Source organism: Desulfovibrio fairfieldensis (genome assembly GCF_001553605.1).
In the GTDB taxonomy this organism is placed as follows: Bacteria; Desulfobacterota; Desulfovibrionia; order Desulfovibrionales; family Desulfovibrionaceae; genus Desulfovibrio; species Desulfovibrio fairfieldensis.
The window spans coordinates 628,901-649,260 of the sequence record NZ_CP014229.1 but is presented as its reverse complement, the minus strand read 5'-3'; the positions used below and the strand labels follow the sequence as shown (position 1 = coordinate 649,260).

Below are 20,360 nucleotides of genomic sequence, written 5' to 3'. Positions count from 1 at the left end.
ATGAAATGCGTCAACCCCTCTGACTTACTCACCCCGCTCACGCGCCGCGCGGCTTTTTACCGTATTTTACGGGCCGCTGGCGGCGCGGGCCGAAGTTCGGGGGCTTGCGCGGATGCGCGGCGCCCGTGCCGCTGTCGTCCACGACGGCGCTCACCCGCGTCCCGCAGATAAACACGCCGCGATTGAGCACCGCCAGCACATGCTCGGCCACTTCCTCGGCCACTTCCACCACGCTGTATTGCTGCCGGATGCCGATGGCGCCGATGTCGCGGCTTGATATGCCGGATTCTCCGGCAATGGCGCCCACCAGCTCGCGTGGGGAAACCTTGTGCGTATGCCCCACACTGACCCGCAGCTTGGTCATGGGCGCGCTGTTTTTCCGTCCGTGGGGATTCGGGCTGTCCCCGCCCCGGGCGTCCCGCGAAGGCGCGCCGTCCGGGGCGGAACGCCGGGGCGGTTCGGCAAAAACATCGGGCTCGCGGGACGCGTCCTGATTGCCGAAATCCCGCTGCATCAGGAGCTTGAGCAAAGCGGCGGCCATCTCGCGGCCGGTGACCCCGCCTTCCGGAAAACGCTCGGCCAGAAAATCTTCCACCAGCGCCAGCCAGCGTTCCGGCGTTCCGGCTTCAACAGTCTGGCGCACTTCCTCCAGCAGCCGGGAAGTGCGGATATTGTCCACGTCCCGCAGGGTCGGCAGGCGGCCCTGTTTGATGCGGGCCTTGGTGCAGCGGATGATGTCGCGCAGCTTATACTGTTCGCGCATGGTGACAAAAGTAAAGGCGCTGCCCACGCGGCCCGCCCGGCCGGTGCGCCCGACGCGGTGCACATATTTTTCCACGTCATGCGGCATATCGTAATTGATCACCGCATCCACATCATCCACGTCAATGCCGCGCGCCGCCACATCCGTGGCGACCAGAATCTCGAGGCCTTCCGTACGGAAGCGCTGCATCACCCGGTCCCGCTGGGCCTGGGCCAGATCACCGTGCAGACCGTCGGACTGGTAGCCCCGCTGCTGCAGGTGCGTGGTCACTTCATCAACGCCGCGCTTGGTGGAGCAGAACACCAGGGCCTTGCGGAATCCCTGCGAATCCAGGACCCGGCAGAGAGCGTCCATCTTCTGGTACGGCCGCACCTCGTAATAGGTCTGCTCAATGGCCGGAATGGTGAGCATTTTATGGGCAATGGTCAGCATTTCCGGCTCGCGCAGAAAGCGCTTGCTCAACTCCCGGATGGACGGCGGCATGGTGGCTGAAAACAAAATCCGCTGGCAGCCGTCCGGAGTTCGCTCCAGGATGGCTTCAATATCCTCGCGAAAGCCCATGTCCAGCATCTCATCGGCCTCGTCCAAAACCACGACGTCCACTTCGTCCAGGCGCAGCGTGCCGCGCTGCAAATGGTCGATGATCCGGCCCGGCGTTCCCACCACGACCTGCGCGCCTTTGGCCAAAGCCCGGAACTGCCGTTCAATGAGCTGGCCGCCGTACACGGGAAGAATCGTGACTCCTTTCTTCCGCGCGGCCAGCTTGCTCAGTTCCTCGGCCACCTGAATAGCCAGCTCGCGCGTGGGGCAAAGCACCAGGGCCTGAACGCCCTTTCCGGAAATGACTTTTTCCAGAATGGGCAGACCGAAAGCCGCTGTCTTGCCGGTGCCCGTCTGCGCCTGCCCGACCGCATCCCGCCCGGCCAGCAATGCCGGAACTGCCAATACCTGGATGGGAGAAGGCTCCTCAAAGCCCATATCCTTAACGGCGTCCAAAAGGTCTTGGGACAAACCCAGTTCTTCAAAAGATGCGGTCATACTTTTCCTGTGGATAAAAAATTCGTGTAATGAATAATCATAGCCCCATCCCGCCCGATGCACAATGAGCGCGAAAGCCCTGGTGCCTTTTGCACTTGCGGGCGATTCCGGAAACGGCGCCGCCCCCTACTCCACACTTGGAATATTTCCTTCCGGATTTGCAAATTTCTCATCTCAAACCGACCTCGTTCTAAAAATAATAATTAATAATTACAGTATATTGATATAAATAATCAGCATGGCATGCGGATTGCTGTTCCAGGGCATCACAACCGTGGAGCAGGCTATGTTTCTTCTGTTATTCCTTGTGGCGGTCCTTGTCGGAGGACTCATCGGCACCGTGGGCGTGGGCGGCATTCTGCTGATTCCGGCCCTCAACGTCCTGGCCGGACTTTCAACGCACACGGCCATGGGCACGGCCCTGTTCAGCTTCATCTTCACCGGCCTGCTGGGCACCTGGCTGTTCTGGCGGCACGGCAGCATCGACTGGCGCATCACCATTCCCGTCTGTCTGGGCGGCCTGCTCTGCGGCTATCCCGGCTCCCTTGCCAATGCGGCGGCTCCGGCCCGTCTGCTGGACCTGCTGCTCGGGGCCGTGATCATCTTCGCGGGCGTCTACGCCCTCTTCCCGGCCAGGGGCGGCCGTCTGGAATACCGGAGCGTGAACGGCGGGGGCGATCTCAAACAAAAGCTGTTCCTGCTGGCCATAGGCGGCGCGGTGGGCTTCGGTTCCGGCTTGACCGGCGTGGGCGGCCCGGTGCTTTCCGTGCCGCTCATGGTCATCATCGGCTTCTCACCCCTCACGGCCATCGCCACCAGCCAGGTCATCCAGATCACCGCCGCCCTGTCCGGCAGTGCGGGCAATCTGGCCCACGGCTTCATCGACACGGGCACAGCCCTCTGGGTCACGGCCGCCGAGCTGGTCGGCGTGATGGTCGGCGCGCGTCTGGCCCACAGCATTTCCCAGGCATCCCTCAAAAAAGTGGTTTCCGTGGTCTGTATTGTGGTGGGCGCGTTCATCGTCCTGCGCGCCCTTCAGCTCATTCCCGCATAACAACCGCATGAATGTGGTTGTTATGCGGCGGCAGCGGCGTGGACACGTCCGCCCGCTGCCGCCGAAATGCTTCGCATTCCAACGCGACATCCCTGTCGCGGATTCCGGTTCAGGAAAAAATTTCAGGCACTTTTCTCTGAAACCGGAAAAACACCCGCAAACGGCACAGGAGGAACTTCCATGCCCATTCGTCTCAAGGAACGCCCCATTTTCATGATCGGCGCCGAACGTTCCGGCACCACCCTGGTTATGGCCCTGCTGGGTTGCCATTCGCGCATCGCCGTGCCCGAAGTGGTCTGGTACTACCCGCGCTTCTATCCCTATCTGCACACCTACGGCGATCTCTCGCAGGAAAAAAATTTCCGCGTCCTGGCCGAGGAAATGGTCTTCGGCCTGAAAACCCCCTTCTGGGGCATGCGCGTCAATCCCCGCACCATCGTGGACGAAGTGCTGGAACTGGCCCCGGAACGCAGCTTCGCCGGACTCTACGCGGGCATGCACATGCGCTTCGCCCAGTATGTGAGCAAGCCGCGCTGGGGTGAAAAGACCCCGCACAATCTCTATTTTGTGGGCCCCATGCACCATGACTTTCCGGACGCGCAGTTTATTTATATTACGCGCGACGGCCGCGACGCCTGCGTGGACTACATGGAATCCTCCTTCGGGCCCACCAACATCTACTGCGCGGCCCAATCCTGGAAACGCTGCTGGAATGCGGTCAGGGAATGGCGCGAGCCGCTGCGGGACAAGGGCCTCTGGCTGGACGTGAAGTACGAGGAACTGGTGCGCGAACCGCAACGGGTCATGCGCGACGTCTGCGAATTCCTGGGCGAGGATTTCGAAGACGGCATGTTCGATTTCTACAAGACCGATCTTTGCAGGGCGCGCGGCGCTTCGCGCGACCACGCCCCGCTGGGCAAGCCCATCAGCGACAAGTACGTGGGCATCCACAAAGACCTGCTCTCCCCGCGTGACCGGCGCATTTTCGCCGCCGTGGCCGGCAAGGAGCTGGAGGAAGCCGGCTACAAAAACGACGTGGAGCCGGAAATGCCTTCCGAGCGGATGATCGAGAAATACCTCGAATTTGACGGCCGCATCCGCGCCGCCACCCTGGACGGCTTTGAAGGCCATATCGTTTTTGAAAGCTACAACGACTGGCTTATCGACCAACGCGAAGAACGCCGCAAAAAAGGCGTCTGGAATCCGGCTGACGCGCCCGTGGTATTTCCCGACGGAGATCCCGACGAGGAATACATCACGGGCCTGCGCGCCTCCACCCGCTGGAAAAAACACTTTTCCATCAAGCGGCGCTATGTGGGCGACGTGGTGCTGTAGCGGCCACGCCATATCCGTGCGGACCGCACGGGAAAACTCTCCCCGGCGGGCCGGACCCCGGCCCGCCGGAAAAGCCCCGGAGAAAGCTCATGTCCGACTCCCCTTCCGCGGCGCGCCGCGTTCTGCTTATCCTGAGCGGCCCGGCCCTTCTGCTGCTGGCCCTCTGTCTGCCCTGCTTCGGCCCGCTCAACGCCCGTTTCGGCTTCGGCATCCTGTTCTGGATGGTCTGGTGGTGGATCACCACGGCGGTGGATATCAAACTGACCTGTCTCGTGCCCATTTTCGTGGTCTGCGTCTACAGCTACATGCCGTTGGGCAAGGTACTGGAAGCCTATGTGCACAAAGAGGCCGTGCTCATTTTCGGAGCCACGGCCATCACTTCCGCCTGGGTGCGCTGGGGCTTCGCCAAACGGCTGGCCCTGAACTTCCTGATGCGCGTCAGCGGCAACGTGCGCGCCCAGACCGCCGGTTGGTTCATCCTCTGCGGCGTCACCTCCTTTGTGGTGGGCAACACCACAGTGGCGGCCATGTTCGCGCCCGTGGCCGTGGCCTCGCTGATGTACGCGGGTTTCAGCACGAATGAAGAGCGCTGGAACTCCAAGGCCGCGTCCAACATCCTCATCGCCGTGGCCTGGGGCGCCAGCGTGGGCGGCATGGCCACGCCCCTGGGCGGCGGCCAGTCCGTGGTGACCTACGGCCTGCTCAACAAGTATCTGGGCTACAACATCTATTTCATCGACTGGACCCTGCGCATGCTGCCCGTTTCCATGCTGGTGGTGCTCGGCGTGGGCGTCATGATGTACTTCATGAAGACGGACCGGGAGACCTTCGGCGGCAGCAAGGAATTTTACCGCCAGGAGCTGGCGAAGCTCGGCCCCATGAGCTATGAGGAAAAAGTCTCCTTCTACGGTTTCGCCCTGGCCATCGCGCTGGCCGTGCTCCAGCCGCTCTACGCCCCGTATGCCAAAGGGCCGCAGTGGGCCTGGCTCCAGCCCACCCAGCTGTTCTGCATCATTCCCCTGCTCCTGCTGTTCTGGCCCTCCCGCGCGGCCAAAGGCGAAAACATTCTTTCCCCCAGGACCTTGCGGGAGCATTTTCCGGTGACTATTCTCTTCATGTGGCCCGCGGCCGTGGCTCTGAGCAAAATTCTGGGCGCCACCGGGGCGTCCGCCGTGTTCGGCCAATGGATCACGGCCTTTGTGGGCGTCAGCGACACCTTTTCCATCGTGGCCTGGAGCGTGGCGGCCAACGCTCTTTCCCAGGTCACCAGCGACACGGCGGCAGCCGGGGTCATGGTGCCGCTGGCCATAGAAGCCATGGACCACTGGCGCGGCCTGCAATTCGGCGCTGTGCCCTGGGTCTGGATCACCGGCGCGGCCATCAGCTGGAGCTATGCCGTGGCTTCGGCCACCGGCGCGCAGGGCATTGTGGCCGGTTATGGAGCCAACCTGCGGACCATGTTCCTCTGGGGTCTTGTGGCGGCGGTGGTCTCCGTGGGCATCACCATCCTCTACTTCTGGCTGACCGTGGTGGTGATGGGCCTGGACTTCTACATTCTGCCGCCCGCGTAAGCCGTCCCTTTTCCCGCATGCCGGGCCTCTCACAGGGGGAGGCCCGCCCCTCCGTTACCGTGCCCGCCCGCAAGGCGGGCGCGGTTGACCTTTTCCGAGGGCGGCGGCCACCGCCGGAACACCATCCGGCATTCCCGGCAACCTCCTCCACGGAATACAGCCATGCGCAACGATTCCTTTCACTTCGCCTTTGTCTCCAACTCCCTGCCCGTGGCCCAAACCGTGCGCGACTACGCCGCTGCGCGCCATCTGCACATGGAAATCCGCCTGGCGACCATGGAGGAAGCCCTGCCCGTGGCCCGCGCCCTGCTGGACGACGGCACGGACGTGATCCTGGGCGGCGGAGGCACCGGCAAACTGCTGCGCCGCCATTTGCGCCGTCCGGTGGTGACCATCGCCCGCAGCCATCTGGACATCCTCGAGGCCTTGATCTGTGCACGCGAACAGACGCAGCATATCGCCTGCACCTGCTATGGCGCGATACCCCGCTGGCCCGCGCTGTTCGCCGAACTGCTGCACGTCCGCCTGCTGCCTGTGCCCTTCACCACCACTCAGGAATTGGTGGCCGGAATCAGCCAGGCCGTGGCTCAGGGCGTGGGTTGCGTGGTGGGCGGGGGCATCTGCGCTGAAATCGCCCAGGCCCAGGGCTGCCGGGGCGTGGTGGTCAAGCCGGGCGAGGAGGCTCTGGAACGGGCTCTGGACGAGGCCCTGAATATCGCCCGCTCCCAACAACAGGACCGGGAACAGACGGCCTGGCTGCGCGGCGTGCTGGAATCCCTGCACGAAGGCATTGTGGGGGTGGACACCGAGGGCCGTACAGCCACCAGCAACCGTGCCGCTGAAGCTCTGCTGGAAGGGATGTCCGCTCCGGTTGTCGACGGCACCGGCCTGCCGGAGAGCCTGGGCATCGCCAAAGCCCTGAAAACCGGCCGGGGCGAAGAGGGCATCATCCGCCGCGTCAACGGCCGGGAGCTGGTCATCAATACCCGCCCGGTACTGGTGGACGGCAAACTGCGCGGCGCGCTGGCGGCCTTTGCTCCGGCCGCGCGTCTGCGCGACCTGACCCGTAAACTCAAAAACCGCGGTCAGCGAGGTTTCACGGCCCGCCATAGTCTGGACAGCCTGTTGGGGGCAAGTCCGAGCATGCACGCCTTGCGGCTTCAGGCCGCGCGTTTCGCCGATGCGGACGCGGCCCTGCACATCCATGGCGAAAGCGGCACCGGCAAGGAGCTGTTGGCGCATGCCCTGCACCAGGCCGGACCACGCAAAAACGGCCCCTTTGTGGCCCTGAACTGCGGCGCGCTGCCCGAAACCCTGCTGGAAAGCGAACTCTTCGGCTATGACGAGGGCGCGTTCACCGGCGCGCGGCGCGGCGGCAAGGAAGGCTTGTTTGAAATGGCCCAGGACGGCACCATCTTTCTGGACGAGATCGCGGACATCAGCCCGGCCGTGCAGATCCGTCTGTTGCGCGTGCTGGAAACCGGCGAAATCTTCCGCCTGGGCGGCGACAGGCCCATTGCCGTCAATGCCCGCGTCATCAGCTCGTCCTGGAAAGACCTGGTGGAGGAGGTGCGGGCCGGACGCTTCCGGGCGGATCTCTACTACCGTCTCTCCCTGCTGCGCCTGCAAACGCCGCCCCTGCGCGAGCGGCCGGAAGACATCCCCGCGCTGGCCCGGCATATGCTGGACAGACTGGCCATGGCGCGCAAAAAACTTTCGCAACGCGCCCTGCGCCTGCTGGAGGGTTACTCCTGGCCCGGCAACGTGCGCGAGCTGGACGCCCTGCTGCGCCGCTACTGCCTGCTTTCAGACGCCGACGCCTGCGACGAAGCCCTGTTGGAAAAGCTGCTCGACGACCTGCGCGTCACCCAAGGGCGCCTGGCCCCCTCCGTCACGCCTTCCGGATCTGCCGGGGCAACAGCAGGCCTCCCGGCCCCGACGGGCGGCACGCACGGACAGGGGGGCCTCAAAGAACGCCTGGAAAACCTGGAGCAGGAAATCATCCGCGCCGAACTGGAAAAATGCGCGCACAATCGCGGCCGCGCCGCCAAAAATCTGGGCATCAGCGCCAATACCCTCTGGCGCAAAATGAAAGGCGGCCCGCGCTAGTGCCACTTGGCGCCCCTCCGTGCGTGTTTCCGTTCGGGAATGAAAACGCGCCCGGGTTCTAAAAAAAATCTTGAAAAAAGAGCTCTCTCGTTGCATTGTTCGCCTCGAAGCCCAGTCGCGGGCTCCGGCGCTTCCGCCCCTTTGCGGTGGACGTTTTTTTGCGTCCGCCGCTCCGTCCCGCGTGCGGCTTTGATCGTGCATTGTTACGGAGAACCACATGGAATTCAGCTTTTTTTCGATGATCGCCCAGGCAAGCCTGATAGCCAAGGCCGTGCTGGCGCTTCTGGTGCTCATGTCCATCGGCAGTTGGGGGATGATGATCCAGAAGTTCATCGCGCTCAACGCCGCCAGCCGTAAGGCCCTGAGCGGCGCCGAGCGCTTCGACAAGGCGGCCAGCCTGCGCGAGGCGGTGCAGTCTCTGGGTTCCGACCCGGCCTCGCCGCTCTATTACATCGCCCATCAGGGCGTGCTGGAGTTCAACCGCTCCAAGGAGCTGGGCAATTCCAGCGAAGTGGTGGTGGACAATGTGCGCCGCGCCCTGCGCCAGGGCGTGGCCAGCGAACTGGCCCGCCTGCAGCGTTCACTCTCACTTCTGGCGACCACGGCCAACACCGCGCCCTTTATCGGCCTGTTCGGCACAGTCTGGGGCATCATGAATTCGTTCCATTCCATCGGCATGCTCAAATCCGCCTCCCTGGCCACGGTGGCGCCGGGCATTTCCGAGGCCCTGGTGGCCACGGCCATCGGCCTGGGCGTGGCCGTGCCCGCCACAGTGGGCTTCAACATCTTCATGGGCAAACTCTCCCAGGTGGACACCCTGCTGGTCAATTTCGCGGGCTTCTTCCTGAACCGCGTCCAGCGCGAGCTCAACGCCCACCGCCCCGTGCAGCGCGCGGGCGCCACGGAGCTGTAGTCATGGGCGCGAGCCTCGGCAACAGCAAATTCGTCTCGGAGATCAACGTCACGCCCTTTGTGGACGTGATGCTGGTGCTCCTGATCATCTTCATGGTCGCCACGCCCATGATGAGCCAGGGCCTGGACGTGGATCTGCCCCAGACCAAACAGGTGGAAGTCCTTCCCACCGAGGCGGACCACATGGTCCTCACCGTGCGGCGTGACGGCAAGATTTTTCTGGACGAATACGGCGTGGACAACATGGAAGACCTGGAGGGCTACCTCCAGCGCCTGGTCAAGGAAAAGAACAAGAGCCTCTTTTTGCAGGCCGACAAGGAAGTGCCCTACGGCATCGTGGTGGAAGTCATGGGGCATATCAAGGCCGTGGGCATTGAAAAGCTGGGCGTGATGGCCGAACAGCCCGAGGGCGCGGCCCCCGGCGGCGCGAAACCCGCTGCCGCCGGAACCCGGAAGTAGGTTCGCATGCGCCTGGCCTCCTACGTTCTTTCCTTCTGCCTGCATCTGGCGGCCTTTCTGCTGATCTGGTTCTGGCCCAGCCATCCGCCGGTGCGGCTGGACACGCCGCCGGTGATGATCAGCCTGGTGGAAGGCGCGCCCGGCGGCAACCGGACGCCCTCGCCCATTCTGGGACATATGGGCGAACCGGGGGACGGCCCCCAGGCCCCCACCCCGCCCGCGCCCAAGAATGAAATCGCCGCGCCCGCGCGGGAAGAGGTCAAGGAACCCGCGCCCGTGCCCGCGCCGCCCAAGGAGGCCGCGCCGGTCAAACGGCCCGAGCCCGTGAAGGAGCCTCCCAAGCCGATACCGGCCAAGGAAGAGGCCACCCCGGTAGCCCAGAAAAAGAAAGACCTGCCCAAGAAGGAAGAAGCGCCCAGGGAAGAACCCAAGAAGCAGGAAAAAAGGGAAGAGCCCAAGAAGGCCGACAAGCCTAAAAAAGACGAAAAGTCCAAGAAAGACGGCAAAGCCAGGGAAGATCCCATTGCCGCCGCATTGCAGAAGGCCCGCAAGGCCAGTTCCCGCGCCGACTCGGGCGACCGGGGCAACGCCATTGAGCAGGCCCTGGCCCAGGCCCAGCGCAAGGCCGGGGGCAATCGCGGTGGCGGCGGCGGCGAAGGCGACGGCCCCGGCGGGGGCGGTCTGGGCGATGTCTATATGGGCCAGGTCATGTTGGCCGTGCGTCCCAACTGGGGTTTCGCCTCGGCCGGGCGGGTCAATCTGAGCTGCGTGGTCCGGGTCAAGGTGGACATGCAGGGCAAAGTGCTCCAGGCTGAAATCAGCCAGAGTTCCGGCAACTCGCAGTACGACGCCTCGGCGGTCAACGCGGTGGTGCGCACCGGCCAGGCCGGGGAATTCCCGCCGCCGCCCTCGGCTGAATACTCGGACCTGGACCTGGTATTCACCTTCGATGAGCTCATGGGGCGCTGAGCAGGGTCTACCCGGGAGAAGAACGGATGCTATTCCTTCCGCGCGCGAGTCTTTTGGTTCTGCTCATGACCCTGCTGGTCACAGTGGTTCCGGTTCAGGCCCGGCAGCAGGATAACAGCGGCAGCGACGGGCCGGACGAGAATCTTTTGTTTAACGCATATGCGGAACAGGTCATGCTGGCCGTGCGTCCCAACTGGGGCTTTGCCTCGGCCGGGAGGGTCAATCTGAGTTGCGTGGTCCGGGTCAAGGTGGACATGCAGGGCAAAGTGCTCCAGGCTGAAATCAGCCAGAGTTCAGGTAATTCGCAGTTTGACGCCTCGGCGCGCAACGCCGTAAAACGCACGGACAGCGACGGGCCGTTCCCGCCGCCCCCTTCGGCCGAATACACGGACCTGGACCTGGTATTCACCTCTGACGAACTCATGGGGCGCTAACCTGAGGAGAACGACGCTTATGCCATCCATCTTGCGCACGGGCCTTGCGGTCCTGCTCACACCCCTGCTTTTCACGGCGGTTCCGGCTGCCGGGGCAAGTCTGGCGGCGGCGGATCAGAACGGCGGCTACTCCGGCAAGGTGCTGGACAAGGTCATCACGGTCTGGGCGCCGCCTCCGGCGCTCAAGGGCGAGTTTGAAGTCAGGCTGAAAGTTTCTCTGGACGGCCAGGGCAAGGTACTGAACTGCGCGCCCACCAAGGCCTCGGGCATGGAAGCTCTGGACAGCTCCGCCTGCGGCGCTGTGCGCCAGGCGGCTCCGTTCGGCACGCCGCCCTACGGCATGCCCCTTGACGTGCACCTGGCCTTCTGGACCGGCATGCCCAAGGGCAAGGCCAAAACCGAAACCCTTTCCAATGAAGAGGCTATGCGGGCCGAAGTTCTCGCCCGCGACAAGGCCGAGCGGCTCATGGGCCAGCAACGGGCCAGCTCCGTCGAGGAGCGCGCCCGTGAACGTGCCGAGGCCATTGCCAAAAGCGCGGGCCGGCCCCTGCCCGAGGTCGCGCCCGCGCCCGTGGCCCCACCGGCGCGCGCCAAGACGGCAGCCGACGCCGGAAGACAGAAAAAAGCCGCCAAAGGACCGCGGGCCGGTCTGAGCCCGGACAGTCCGGCCACCGAGGCCATCAAACCCGCCAAGGAAAAGACCGCCGCCCCCAAAACGGCCAAAGCCGAAGCCGCGCCGCCCGCGCCATCGGGCACGGGCCTCTCCGAAGAGGAAATGCGCCTGGATCTCTCCGGCGCGTCCGCCGGGCATGCGGCAGTTACGGCGCCAGCCCCGATGACGGCCCCGGCCGCTGCGGACACGGTTACGACCGCGCCGCGGAGCGGACAGGACGAGCCCCGGAGCATGGCGCAGGACCAGTACGACCCGCGCTACCGTAAGTATTTTTCCACCATTACCTGGAATCTGCGCAACGCCATGTTCATTCCCGCGGAAACAGCGCCGGGCACCTATTATGCCACGGTGCGTCTGCAGGTGGACGCCGCGGGCGCCATCAAGAAATCCACCCTGTTGCAGAGCAGCGGGGACCAGCGACTTGACAAATTCGTGCTCCAGGGCATACGCCGGGCGGGCAGCGTGGAACCGCCGCCCGCGGGCCTCGGCAACACGTTGGATCTCACCTTTACACTGGTGCGCCGCTGACGCGCGCCGACCGAATGAGGAATACCGAGCCATGAAAAAAACCCTTCTTCTCCTGGCCCTGGCTCTCTCCGTGGCGCTGGGGCCGTTGCCCGGCACCCGGGCCGAGGCGGCCATGCGCGTGGATATCATGAATCCCGGCCAGAATATCGTCAATCTGGCTTTGGCCGCCCCGCTCAAGGGCCCCCAGGCTCAGGCCACGGGCATGGGCGCGGAATTGCAGACCCTGGTGGAGCAGAACCTCAGCTTCCTGCCTTTCATGCGCCTCACTGACCCCAAGGCCGTGCTGGGCGGCGTGGTGCTGGCGGGCTACGAACCGCCCGCTCTGGACTTCAAGCGTTTCCAACTGGCCGGTTCGGACATCGTGGTCACCACCTTCTGGCCCGACGGCGACAGCGGCACCAAACCCGTCCAGATCCGCGCTTTTGAAACCAATACCGGCGGCCGCCTGTTCGGCAAGGAATATCCCAAAGTCAACAAGCGCGATCTGCCCGAAGTGGCCGACCGCTTCTGCGCCGACCTGCTGGAAGCCCTGACCGGCAACGGCGCCTTTTTCCGCTCCACCCTCGCTTTTGTGAAAAAGACCGGCAAAATGAGCGCCAACGTCTGGCTGGTCAAGCCCACGGGCCGCGACCTGCGCCAGATCACCAACATTCCGGGCGAGGCCCTTTCCCCGGCCTGGTCCCCGGACGGCCGCTTTGTGGTCTTCAGCCACATCGACCCCAAATCCCACGCCCTGGGCGTGTGGGACCGCTCCACCGGCAAGGTGCAGCGCATCCGCTTCCCCGGCAACGTGGTCATCGGCCCGGCTTTCATGCCCGACAACAAGGTGGCCGTGGCCCTCTCCAACGGCAAGTATCCGGTCATCTTCCTGCTCAACCACGTTTTCCAGAAGGAACGCGTGCTGGAACAGAGCAACGCCATCAACGTTTCGCCCACCTTTGACAGCACGGGCACCAAGATGGCCTTCACCTCCTCCCGCTTGGGCGGCCCGCAGATCTTTCTCAAGGACTTGAGCAGCGGCAGCATCACCCGGGTGAGCAAGAACGGCACCTACAACACCGAGGCCAACCTCTCCCCGGACGGCACCCTGGTGGTCTACAGCCGGATGACCGATTTCGGCCACCGCATTTTCGTGCAGGACATGCTCACGGGCATGGAGCGCCAGATCACTTTCGGGCCCGGCAGCGACGAGCAGCCCTCCTTCTGCGCGGACAGCTACTTCATCGCCTTTGCCTCCACTCGCAACGGCGGACGCGGCATCTACCTGACCACCCGCCACGGCGGCGACGCCAAGCAGGTGCCCACCGGCGGCGGCGCGGCCTCTTTCCCGCGCTGGGGCATGCCGGTGACGCAGAAGTAACTTTTCGCTCAATGCGGCGGAAAACGTATTTTTACCCGGTCGGCTGAAATTTTTTCAGAGGCCGGGTAAAAAAAATTTTACGAATCAGCCTTCCATGCCTTGACAAAAATAGAAGGGCAGATACCATCTCTCTCGCGTGGTCAAGGGATCACGTGTTGTGCAGAAAGGAAAGGTACTTTTTTTTGGAGTATGAGCTGTTCAGGAGGACACACACATGAAACGCTACGCTCTTATTCTCGCTCTGGTTATGGCCCTGGCCGCCGGTTTCGGCTGCGCGAAGAAAACCACCGGTGAACCCGGCTACGATGACGGCCTGACCCCTGAAATGCGCGCCGCCATTCAGCAGATCACTGATGCCCGCGTGTACTTCGCTTTCGACAAATTCAACATTCAGCCCGAATACAAAGACATGCTGAAGACCAAGGCTGAGCTGATGAAGAAATACCCCAGCATTCGCGTGCGCATTGAAGGCAACTGCGACGACCGCGGTACCCAGGAATACAACCTGGCCCTCGGCGAACGCCGCGCCCGCGCTGCCTATGAATACCTGGTCACCCTGGGCGTGAACCCCAGCCAGCTTGAAATGATCAGCTACGGCAAGGAAAATCCGGCCGTTCAGGGCACCGGCGAAGCCGTGTGGGCCAAGAACCGCCGCGACGACTTCCGCGTGATTGCCCACTAGGCATCCGCTGATTCCGTCTCTTCAAGGCCGCCCTCACGGGCGGCCTTTTTTGTTCCGGGCCAACCGTAGACGGTCGGCAGCGCAGACGCATCTAAAAAGTCTTTATTCCCCGATAGATTGGGGAACGAACAAAAAAGAGGCGAAGCCACCTTTGCTCCGCCGGAGCGAAGCGCAGGAGGATGGTTGGCGCCGGGAGAATCCTAAAAAATGCGCTGGCCGTTGCCGCGTCAGCGGCTTGCTTGAGCCGTTCACGGCGAAGCCGTGTGACGGATCAAGACAGTACCGCTACGGATAGCGACAGCGATTTTCCTAGTATAATTTTGCGTAACCAATTGCTGTCTTCATCCGTAGCTGGCGTTGCTGTCTTTATCCGTACGGCTCACAAGTTCGCCTACGGCTAAAGCTCCAGCATCGCAACGGCTGAAGCAAGACTTTTGCGTGCCGGCAAGGAAAATGACACTTTTTGCGCGGAAACCGACCGGAAGGCGGCCCAAAGGGCCGTGCCCGTTGGGCGAGCCGGGCGAGCCTTACGGGCATCGAGAGCAGCGCTGTACTCAAGTACATGAGCGGACGGTCGGCCCGGGCGCTTGCGGCTCGTACCGGCTCGGGCTACACTATTTGCCCGGCGCGTCCCGAGCGCCGCGAACAGCCGCAACCCAAGGACATTCCCATGAAGATAGTCATTCTCGACGGCGCCATACTCAATCCCGGCGATGTGGACTGGGGCCCCATTGAAGCCCTGGGCGAAGTGACCGTGTACGATGAAACCGCCAAAGAGCAATTGGCGGAACGGGCCAAAGGCGCCGACGTCCTGCTGGCGAACAAAACCTGCCTGCGCCGCGACGATCTCCCCATTCTGGACAGCGTGCGCATGGTGGGCGTGCTGGCCACGGGCTATAATACAGTGGATGTGGAGGCTTTTGCCGAGCGCAATATCCCGGTCTGCAACGTGGTGGCCTATGGCGTGGACGACGTGGCCCAGCACGCCATGGCCCTTTTGCTGGAACTCTGCCGCCACACCAGCCAGCATACCGAAAGCGTCAAGGCCGGAGACTGGGAACGGGCCGAGCAATGGTGCTACTGGAAATACACACCCCTCTGTCTGGAAGGACTGACCATGGGCATTGTCGGTTTCGGCTCCATCGGCCGCCGGGTGGGCGAGCTGGCCCATGCCTTCGGCATGAGCGTGCTGGCCCACTGCCGCACGCCCAAGAATCCGCCGTCCTACAGCCCCTTCGCTTTTGCCTCTCTGGACCAGCTTCTGGCGGGATCGGACGTCATTTCCCTGCACTGCCCGCTCACGCCCCAGACCCGCAACCTGATCAACGCCAAGAGCCTGGCCAAAATGCGCAAGGGGGCTATCCTGCTGAATACCGCGCGCGGCCCGCTGGTGGACGAGGCGGCCGCCGCCGAAGCCCTGAAAAGCGGACAATTGCGCGGCCTGGGCACGGACGTGCTCTCCAAGGAACCGCCCAGCCGGGACAATCCCCTGCTCAGCGCGCCCAATACCCTGATCACCCCGCATATCGCCTGGGCCACGGTTAAGGCCCGCCAGAACATCATTGACCTCACGGCGGAAAATATTCGCCGCTGGCAGGAGGGCAACCAAGTCAATGTGGTCAACGGCGTGGGCAAGGCCTAAACGCGGTCCGCATTCGCTGACGCTGCCAATCCGACCGGAAGCGCCCCAACAGGACATGAATCTCTTTGTCGCAACGGCGAGAGCGGTTCAAGTGTCACATGCTCTCATGGCAAACACGCACGCCGTCGGCGACAGGCGGAGCAGAGCCAAGTTCGGGCGCGCCGCCCTGTGAGTTGCAACGTATGTTCATTGATATCCATACCCACGCCTTCCATCCCAAAATCGCATACAAGGCCGTGGACCACCTCAACAATTTCTACAACGTGGCCTGCGCCGGCGACGGCACCATCGACCATCTGCTGGCCCGCGAAAAGCACGCCGGAGTGGACAAATGCGTGGTGCTCTGCGCCGCCACGGCCCCGGCCCAGGTCATTCCGGCCAACAATTACGCCATGAGCCTGCAAAAGGCCCATGCCGAAGTCATCGGCTTCGGCACCCTGCATCCCGGCTACGCCAACTGGGAGGCGGAGCTCCAGCGCATCAAGGCGGCCGGGCTGCGCGGCCTGAAACTCCATCCGGACTTTCAGGGGTTCTGGCTCAACGACCCGCGCCTGCTGCCCATTTTTGAAGCGGCTCAAAAGGATTTTATTTTTGAAATCCATATCGGCGACAATATCAGCCCGGAGAAAAATCCTTCCTGCCCTTACAAGCTGGCGGCCATTCTGGATGCTTTTCCGGGCCTGACCATTATTGCGGCTCATCTGGGCGGCTACCGCATGTGGGAACACGCAATGAAGGTCCTGGGCGGACGGCGGCGCGAAAATCTCTGGTTCGACACCTCCAGCGTCACCCCCTTTGTGACGCCGGAGGAATTGCGCGCCCTGCTGGCCGCCTTTCCCCAGGAGCGCCTGCTCTTCGGCACGGACTGGCCGTTGTACGATCCCGAGGAAGAGCTGGAGCGCCTGCAACGCATGGCCGGGCTGGACGATGCCCGGTTGGAGGCGGTCATGAGCAATGCCGAACGGCTTTTCGCGGCCCAGGGCCCGGCCCTGGCGTGAACGGCGAATGCCCGGAACTGAAAGACGGGCAAAGCACGCATTGACAGGCCGCCCCCTTTGCGGGTAAAGCATAGTTCAAGCCGGGCGGCGGCAACACTGCCAACTCCGTCAGGTCCGAAAGGAAGCAGCGGCAACAGCCGTTGCCGGGTGTCCGGCCCACAAAAAACGCGACAACCAAAGTTGTCGCGTTTTTTGCGTTTGCGCAACGGGCTTCGCACGCAACAGCGGGGCAATCTCAAATCCCCCCCAGAGCCTGTTGGCTCATTTCATGCGTGAACCACTCTAACCCGGCGCACGCTCGGGCATGCCGAACGGCATGGGCGGAAACTCCTGCTCGCCCGGCTGGGCCGGAACCGCCTGATCCATGGCGGCAAAAGCCTCTTCGCCTTCCCGGGCTTCCCGCGCGGCCATCAGGTCAACCTGATAGATGCTGCGCATTTCTTCCAGATGTGAACGCATGGCCTGTTCGGCCAGGTCCGAATTACGCTTTTTCAGGGCCTCAAAGACGGCCACGTGCGCGGTATACGAGCGCTCGCTCTGCCGCCGCACCTGCATGGAGGCATACAGGGGCGTGATCAGCCAGCCGCCGAAGCCCTCGGCCAGCAGGCCCAGAAAAGGATTGTCCAGAAATTCCACCAGAGCGCGGTGAAAGGCGATATCCGCCTCGGCAAAAGAGCGGATTTCCGATCTGTCCAGAAAGTTCCGCTGATCGGCGAGAATATCCTTCAAGGCCTTCAACTGCTCGTCCGTCACCTGATGCGCCAGTTGCCGGGCCACGGAGGTTTCAAAAAAGAGGCGCAGGTCGTGCAGCTGCCGCCAGCCGTCCGGGGAACTGGAATAAATCTGCAAGGTGGCCCGCATCTCCCCCAGCAGGGGTTTGAGCGTCAGCTTGCAGACCCTGGCGCGCATGCCGGGCGATATTTCGATCAACCCCATGCGGCCCAGCGCGGACAAGGCCTCGCGCACCGCAGGCCGCCCCACGCCGAACTCCTCCATGAGTTCCCGCTCGGAAGGCAGCTTTTGCCCTTCTTGGTAGATACCCGCCCGGATATCCTCCAGAAGACAGGTCAAGACCTCGGTATGCACCCGTGGGCGCTGAATATTACGCCGCCTGTTCCCAAGTATTTCTGTATAGTTGTTTTTCATGCGTATCGTTGGTAAGGTGTGAACAATCGGTGAAAAAAACTATGCCAGCGAGTTCAGTGTGCCCCGCTGCCACATTTTTGTAAACCCGGCTCAACAAATTCGGAAAAAGCTTTTGAGGCCGAAGTTTCTTTGTACTTTTTTTGGTATGACATGTTGACTTGTTAATAGCAATAGCCTATTCAGAATGAAACGGCAAAAAGCCGCGCCACCCGGCGATCTGCCGGGCAGGCGGGCGGGCGCAAACGGGTTTATGCGGCCGGATGTCCCCTGCGTGGGCCGGTCCGCCCCGAAGCACTTCCGCGAGGAGAGATGCGCGCCGGAACAATGTCGCCTTGGTTGACGTGGTTGAGGTAATTTTCAGACGATTTTTATCCACAGGAGTCCTCACATGGCTGTTATGCGTTCCATCTTCTATGTGCCCGGTAACAATCCCAAATTCATTGAAAAAGCGCCCACCATCCCCGCCGACATCATCACGCTGGACCTGGAAGACGCCGTTCCCCCGTCCGAGAAGGAAAACGCGCGCAAGATGATCGTCGAGAATATGCACAAGATCGCCAAGGAAAGCGTGAGCGGCGCTGAAATCTATGTGCGCATCAACAACTGGGAAACCGAAATGACCAACGATGACCTGGAAGCCGTGGTGCAGCCCGGCCTCAACGGCGTCACCCTGGCCAAGACCGGTCATCCCGACGACGTGAAGCGCCTGGCTTGGAAGCTGGAAGAGCTGGAACGCCGCCGCGGCATGGAAATCGGCTCCGTGAAAATCTCCATGCTGCTGGAAACGGCCAAGGGCATCATGAACGCCTATGAATGCTGCATGGCCAGCCCGCGCAACGTCAACGCCATCTTCGGCGCCGTGGACTATTGCCGCGACATGCACGTCAAAATCACCAACGAAGCCGTGGAGCAGCTCTGGGGCCGCGCCAAGGTCGCCATCGCCTGCCGCGCCGCCGGCCTTGTGGCCATCGACGCCCCCTTCGTCTCCTTCAAGGACACCGAAGCTTTCGAGCAGAACGTGCGCGACGGCCTGCAGATGGGCTACGGCGGCCGCATGATCATTCATCCCAGCCAGGTGGAGCCCTCCAACCGCCTGTACGCCCCCGACCCGGCCGACGTGGAATGGGCCCAGGGCGTGGTGAAAGTGTTCGAGGAAGAAGGCCTCGCCAAGGGCAAGGCCGCCGTGTCCTACCTGGGCAAGATGGTTGATACGCCCGTGTATGACAACGCCAGAGACATCCTGGCCGCCCAGGCTGAAATCGACGCCAAGAACAAGAAATAAACGCGGCGCTGCCGCTGCGGGTTCCGGGCAGCGTGCCCGGAACCCGTTCAACCGGGGCCGTCTGACGCGCGAGTGCACTGCGGCATTTCCGGCTCCGCCACCCGGATTGCTTCCAAGGAGAGAACCTATGTCCCGAATCAAAAATCTGCGTGAAGAAGCCCTGGCCATGCACAAGGACTATCAGGGGAAAATCGAAGTCCGGGTCAAGGTGCCGGTGCGGGAAACTGACGATCTGACTCTGGCCTATTCGCCCGGCGTTGCCGAACCCTGCATGGAAATCCACAAGAACCCGGCGGATGTGGATGTCTACACCAACCATTCCAATTTCGTTTGCGTGGTGTCCAACGGCACGGCCGTTCTGGGCCTCGGCGACATCGGCCCCGCCGCCGCCATGCCGGTCATGGAAGGCAAATCCCTGCTCTTCAAGACCTTCGGCGATGTGGACGCCTTCCCTCTGTGCGTCAACACCAAGGACACCGCCAAAATCGTCGAAATGGTCGAGCTGCTCGCTCCCACCTTCGGCGGCGTGAACCTTGAGGACATCAAGGCTCCCGAATGCTTTGTGATCGAGGACAGCCTGAAGAAAAACGGCGTCTTCAAGGGCCCCATTTTCCATGACGACCAGCACGGCACCGCCGTGGTCACCCTGGCCGGTCTGATCAACGCCCTGAAAGTGGTGGGCAAGAAGCTGGAAGACGTCAAGGTGGTCACCAGCGGCGCTGGCGCGGCGGGCATCGCCATCATCAAGCTGCTCATGGCCGTGGGCCTCAAGAACGTGATCATGTGCGACTCCAAGGGCGCCATCTGGGAAGGCCGCCCCGAGGGCATGAATCCCTACAAGGACGAGATCGCCAAGCGCACCAATCCTGAAAAGGTCAAGGGCGGCCTGGCCGAAGCCATCAAGGGCGCCGACGTCTTCATCGGCGTGTCCGCCCCCAATTCCCTTAACGAGGACATGATCCGCAGCATGGCCAAGGACCCCATCGTCTTTGCCCAGGCCAACCCCATTCCGGAAATCTGGCCCCTGCAGCGCGCCTATGACGCCGGCGCCAAGGTGGTTTCCACCGGTCGTTCCGACTGCCCGAACCAGATCAACAATGTTCTGGCCTTCCCCGGCATCTTCCGCGGCGCCATCGACGTGCGCGCCACGGACATCAACGACGCCATGAAGATCGCGGCCGCCTACGCTCTGGCCGATATGGTCAAGCCCGAGGAACTGGGCCCGCAGATGATCATCCCCTCCACTCTCAACCCCGATGTGGCCCCGATGGTAGCCGCGGCTACCGCCAAGGCCGCCATGGACAGCGGCATCGCCCGTGTGAAGATCGACCCCGCCGTCGTGGCGGAAAATTTGCGGAAGCGCCTGGCCAAGCAAGTGCGCGCCTGAGCATGTCGCTCGCACAAT

At 62.8% G+C, this 20,360-nt stretch carries 17 protein-coding genes and 1 other RNA gene; 16 read left to right on the top strand and 2 right to left on the bottom strand.

What is annotated here, in order from left to right; all coding sequences use genetic code 11:
• Window positions 1-37: 37 nt before the first annotated feature.
• Complete coding sequence (locus AXF13_RS02795) at window positions 38-1,801, bottom strand: DEAD/DEAH box helicase (RefSeq protein ID WP_062251560.1); 1,764 nt, start codon at window positions 1,799-1,801, stop codon at window positions 38-40.
• Window positions 1,802-2,087: 286 nt separating this feature from the next.
• Between AXF13_RS02795 and AXF13_RS02790 the strand changes: the two genes are divergently transcribed.
• The 14 genes from AXF13_RS02790 (at window position 2,088) to ffs (ending at window position 16,689) form a co-directional block, all read left to right on the top strand.
• Entirely contained in the window at window positions 2,088-2,855 is a 768-nt protein-coding gene (locus tag AXF13_RS02790; protein ID WP_062251559.1) for a sulfite exporter TauE/SafE family protein, read from the top strand.
• Window positions 2,856-3,035: 180 nt separating this feature from the next.
• Window positions 3,036-4,190: a sulfotransferase family protein gene (locus AXF13_RS02785; protein WP_062251558.1), complete on the top strand. Its 1,155-nt coding sequence runs from the start codon at window positions 3,036-3,038 to the stop codon at window positions 4,188-4,190.
• 89 nt (window positions 4,191-4,279) lie between these two features.
• Window positions 4,280-5,761, top strand: coding sequence for an SLC13 family permease (locus AXF13_RS02780; protein ID WP_062251557.1), 1,482 nt, complete (start codon window positions 4,280-4,282; stop codon window positions 5,759-5,761).
• 162 nt (window positions 5,762-5,923) lie between these two features.
• Window positions 5,924-7,870, top strand: coding sequence for a sigma 54-interacting transcriptional regulator (locus tag AXF13_RS02775; protein WP_062251556.1), 1,947 nt, complete (start codon window positions 5,924-5,926; stop codon window positions 7,868-7,870).
• 217 nt (window positions 7,871-8,087) lie between these two features.
• Window positions 8,088-8,783, top strand: coding sequence for a MotA/TolQ/ExbB proton channel family protein (locus tag AXF13_RS02770; RefSeq protein WP_008686141.1), 696 nt, complete (start codon window positions 8,088-8,090; stop codon window positions 8,781-8,783).
• A 2-nt stretch (window positions 8,784-8,785) separates the two neighbouring features.
• Entirely contained in the window at window positions 8,786-9,241 is a 456-nt protein-coding gene (locus AXF13_RS02765; RefSeq protein WP_062251555.1) for an ExbD/TolR family protein, read from the top strand.
• A gap of 6 nt (window positions 9,242-9,247) precedes the next feature.
• Complete coding sequence (gene tolA, locus AXF13_RS02760; protein WP_062251554.1) at window positions 9,248-10,210, top strand: cell envelope integrity protein TolA; 963 nt, start codon at window positions 9,248-9,250, stop codon at window positions 10,208-10,210.
• A gap of 26 nt (window positions 10,211-10,236) precedes the next feature.
• The gene (locus AXF13_RS02755; protein ID WP_062251553.1) at window positions 10,237-10,644 is read left to right on the top strand and encodes an energy transducer TonB; all 408 of its coding nucleotides are present in this window, start codon (window positions 10,237-10,239) and stop codon (window positions 10,642-10,644) included.
• Between the two features lie 19 nt (window positions 10,645-10,663).
• A complete protein-coding gene (locus AXF13_RS02750; protein ID WP_062251552.1) occupies window positions 10,664-11,845 on the top strand; it encodes a TonB family protein in 1,182 nt (393 codons plus the stop codon).
• A gap of 31 nt (window positions 11,846-11,876) precedes the next feature.
• Window positions 11,877-13,205 (top strand): PD40 domain-containing protein, encoded by a 1,329-nt coding sequence (locus AXF13_RS02745; protein ID WP_062251551.1) that lies wholly within the window; start codon window positions 11,877-11,879, stop codon window positions 13,203-13,205.
• A gap of 214 nt (window positions 13,206-13,419) precedes the next feature.
• Window positions 13,420-13,887: a peptidoglycan-associated lipoprotein Pal gene (pal, locus tag AXF13_RS02740; RefSeq protein WP_008686147.1), complete on the top strand. Its 468-nt coding sequence runs from the start codon at window positions 13,420-13,422 to the stop codon at window positions 13,885-13,887.
• Window positions 13,888-14,557: 670 nt separating this feature from the next.
• Window positions 14,558-15,529 (top strand): D-2-hydroxyacid dehydrogenase, encoded by a 972-nt coding sequence (locus AXF13_RS02735; protein ID WP_062251550.1) that lies wholly within the window; start codon window positions 14,558-14,560, stop codon window positions 15,527-15,529.
• A 182-nt stretch (window positions 15,530-15,711) separates the two neighbouring features.
• Entirely contained in the window at window positions 15,712-16,527 is an 816-nt protein-coding gene (locus tag AXF13_RS02730; protein ID WP_062251549.1) for an amidohydrolase family protein, read from the top strand.
• A gap of 76 nt (window positions 16,528-16,603) precedes the next feature.
• An RNA gene (ffs, locus tag AXF13_RS02725) (signal recognition particle sRNA small type) lies at window positions 16,604-16,689 on the top strand.
• A gap of 120 nt (window positions 16,690-16,809) precedes the next feature.
• Here ffs and AXF13_RS02720 read toward each other — a convergent pair.
• Window positions 16,810-17,598 (bottom strand): FCD domain-containing protein, encoded by a 789-nt coding sequence (locus AXF13_RS02720; RefSeq protein WP_269465403.1) that lies wholly within the window; start codon window positions 17,596-17,598, stop codon window positions 16,810-16,812.
• Between the two features lie 463 nt (window positions 17,599-18,061).
• Between AXF13_RS02720 and AXF13_RS02715 the strand changes: the two genes are divergently transcribed.
• Both AXF13_RS02715 and AXF13_RS02710 read left to right on the top strand, forming a co-directional pair.
• The gene (locus tag AXF13_RS02715) at window positions 18,062-18,955 is read left to right on the top strand and encodes an HpcH/HpaI aldolase/citrate lyase family protein (RefSeq protein ID WP_062251548.1); all 894 of its coding nucleotides are present in this window, start codon (window positions 18,062-18,064) and stop codon (window positions 18,953-18,955) included.
• A gap of 127 nt (window positions 18,956-19,082) precedes the next feature.
• Window positions 19,083-20,342, top strand: a complete 1,260-nt coding sequence (locus AXF13_RS02710) for an NAD(P)-dependent malic enzyme (RefSeq protein WP_020990721.1) — start codon at window positions 19,083-19,085, stop codon at window positions 20,340-20,342.
• Window positions 20,343-20,360: the final 18 nt, after the last annotated feature.